At 45.3% G+C, this 2,604-nt stretch carries 3 protein-coding genes; all 3 read right to left on the bottom strand.

The features are described from left to right. Positions 1-1,157, bottom strand: a 1,157-nt coding sequence (gene hydG, locus IJN28_08000) for a [FeFe] hydrogenase H-cluster radical SAM maturase HydG (protein MBQ6713709.1), incomplete at its 3' end; no start/stop codon positions are given. A 20-nt stretch (positions 1,158-1,177) separates the two neighbouring features. Continuing rightward, the gene (locus IJN28_07995) at positions 1,178-1,435 is read right to left on the bottom strand and encodes an iron-only hydrogenase system regulator (protein ID MBQ6713708.1); all 258 of its coding nucleotides are present in this window, start codon (positions 1,433-1,435) and stop codon (positions 1,178-1,180) included. Positions 1,436-1,698: 263 nt separating this feature from the next. Next, a partial coding sequence (gene nirJ2 / locus IJN28_07990) for a putative heme d1 biosynthesis radical SAM protein NirJ2 (GenBank protein ID MBQ6713707.1) occupies positions 1,699-2,604 on the bottom strand: 906 nt, incomplete at its 5' end.

Raw genomic sequence — 2,604 nt, 5'->3', positions numbered from 1 at the left:
CAGAAGCTCGGAATATAGCCAAGTGTCAAGAGCCAGTTGACAACTTCATCGAGCGTACGGTTGTCGCTGATCTCGAACTGAGCCGAGTTATCATCTTCAGCTTCTTTTTCTACATAACCACCGACACTCGTGCTGGATGCACCGCTGATCTGCGATACACCGAGCTCAAGCACACGTTCTCTCGTTGCCTGCGATTCACGAGTAGAGATTATCATGCCTGTGTACGGTACAGCGATACGAATGATAGCAACGATTTTTTCAAAAATATCGTCCGAGATAGCATTCGTGAACTTGGACGGATCAATATCATCAGCAGGACGAATACGCGGTACACTGATCGTGTGCGGTCCGACACCGAACGCTGCTTCCAAATGTTCTGCGTGCATCAAAAGACCTACAAGGTCATAGCGATACATATTGAGACCGAACAATACACCGATACCAACATCATCGATACCGCCTTCCATCGCACGGTCCATTGCTTCCGTATGATAAGCATAATCGTGTTTCGGACCCGTCGGATGAAGTTTTTCATAGTTTTCTTTGTGATACGTTTCTTGGAACAAAATGTAGGTACCGATACCTGCTTCTTTTAACTTACGATAATTTTCGACCGTCGTTGCCGCAATATTGACATTGACACGACGGATCGCACCGTTTTTATGCTTGATCGAATAGATCGTCTTGATACTTTCAAGTACATATTCGATCGGATTGTTGATCGGATCCTCACCTGTTTCGAGCGCAAGGCGTTTGTGTCCCATATCCTGAAGCGCGATTACTTCACGTTTGATATCCTCTTGCGACAATTTTTTACGCGAAATATTTTTATTTTTGAAATGATACGGGCAATATACACAGCCGTTAATACAATAGTTGGACAAATAGAGCGGCGCAAACATAACGATGCGTCTGCCGTAGAATTTTTCTTTGATCTCACGTGCCAACTTGAACATTTCTTGATTGAGGTCATCAAGCTCACATTCAAGAAGTACAGCTGCTTCACGATGCGTAACGCCTTCGCATTTTCTTGCTTTTTCGATGATCGATTCGATCAATTCACGATTCGCCTTATTTTCCTGCGCATAGGCGATCGATTCTAATATTTCTCCATGATGGATAAATTCTTCTGCAACTTTCGATTTCGGATTATACATACTTATCTCTTCTTTCCTGTTTATTTTTCTTGCGGCATTTTGGAATAGACTGTTTTCGCAGTAACATTCGGGATCATGCCGAGTTTTCCGGATAGTGCACTGATACGCGCTTGCGGCGCATCGAGCACAATACTGATGATCGAAACAGCTTGTTTCGGATACGGAAGTCCCATCCGTCCTACAATATCCTCTCGATATTCATGAAGCACTTGATTGACTTTTTCTACGGCTGTATCCGAACCGATAATAATACCTAATAAGGCAACCCTTGTTTCCAACCTCTCACCTTCTTCAAAACAAAAATTCCCTACACCGATAAGGCATAGGGAATTGGCGTATCATTATATCGTGATATAACATACGAACATATCTCATGCCTTTATCGTCGGGTCAAGACCCTCTTACGCAGAACACGGTCATTCTTATGATTCAGTTGTCTTTGTTATGCTTGTCAGCATTATTCACATGAAGTTCTGACTTCCTAAAAGGTCATCGTCACTACATATTCATATCATACTATACAGCTCTTCATTATGCAAGCTTATTCTATGCCCGTTCTGCCATGATAGAGGCACCATGGTTCTTCTGCCATATAGTCGCCATCATGGTAGTATGCGGCACGCGCACGGCAGCCACCGCAAGCACGTTTGTACTCGCAAGTACCGCAGCCTCCTTTGTAGTTGAGCGTACGAAGCTCATTGAGAACTTCATTATTTTTCCAAATCTCATCGAACGGCGTTTCGCGCACATCTCCGAGCGGAATATTGAGATATGCACACGGCTGTACTTTACCGCGCGGACTGATGATGCAATACGAAGTACCTGCAAGACAACCGCGACCAAAACGCATTTTCATACCCAGCTGCGCGGCAATACGCATAAACTGCGGTGCACAAGTCGGTTTGAGTTCGATCGGAACTTCCTGCTGTTTTTTCATGATGCGTTCAAGTACTTCTTCATATGCTTTGGCACGGAGCGACTCTTCTTCGATGTTCGCACCGCGACCTGTCGGCACAAGGAAGAAGAAGTGATGTGCAACCGCACCTTCTGCTACAGCAAAATCCGTAATAGCCTCAAGTTCATGCGAATTCCAGTCCATGACCGTCGTATGGATCTGGAACGGAAGACCTGCTTTACGGCAGTTGCGCATACCTTGTACAGCACCTTCCCACGCATTAGGGAACTTACGGAACTTGTTGTGTTTTTCGATATCAAGCGAGTCGAGCGAGATACCCATCCCCATAGCGCCTGCTTTTTTCAAGCGATGCGCCATTTCTTCTGTAATAAGCGTACCGTTCGTACCGAATACAGGACGGAGGCCGACCGATACAGCGTGCTCAACAAGTTCAATGATATCAGGGCGCATGAGCGGTTCGCCACCACTGAAGATCATGATCTTAAAGCCTGCTTTAGCGATCTGATCAAGAAGCGTTTTGGCCTCTTCTGT

It is taken from the genome of Selenomonadales bacterium, from assembly GCA_017442105.1.
Taxonomy (GTDB): Bacteria; Bacillota; Negativicutes; order RGIG982; family RGIG982; genus RGIG982.
The sequence above is the reverse complement of the archived record's forward strand: the minus strand, read 5'-3'. Positions and strand labels throughout refer to the sequence as shown.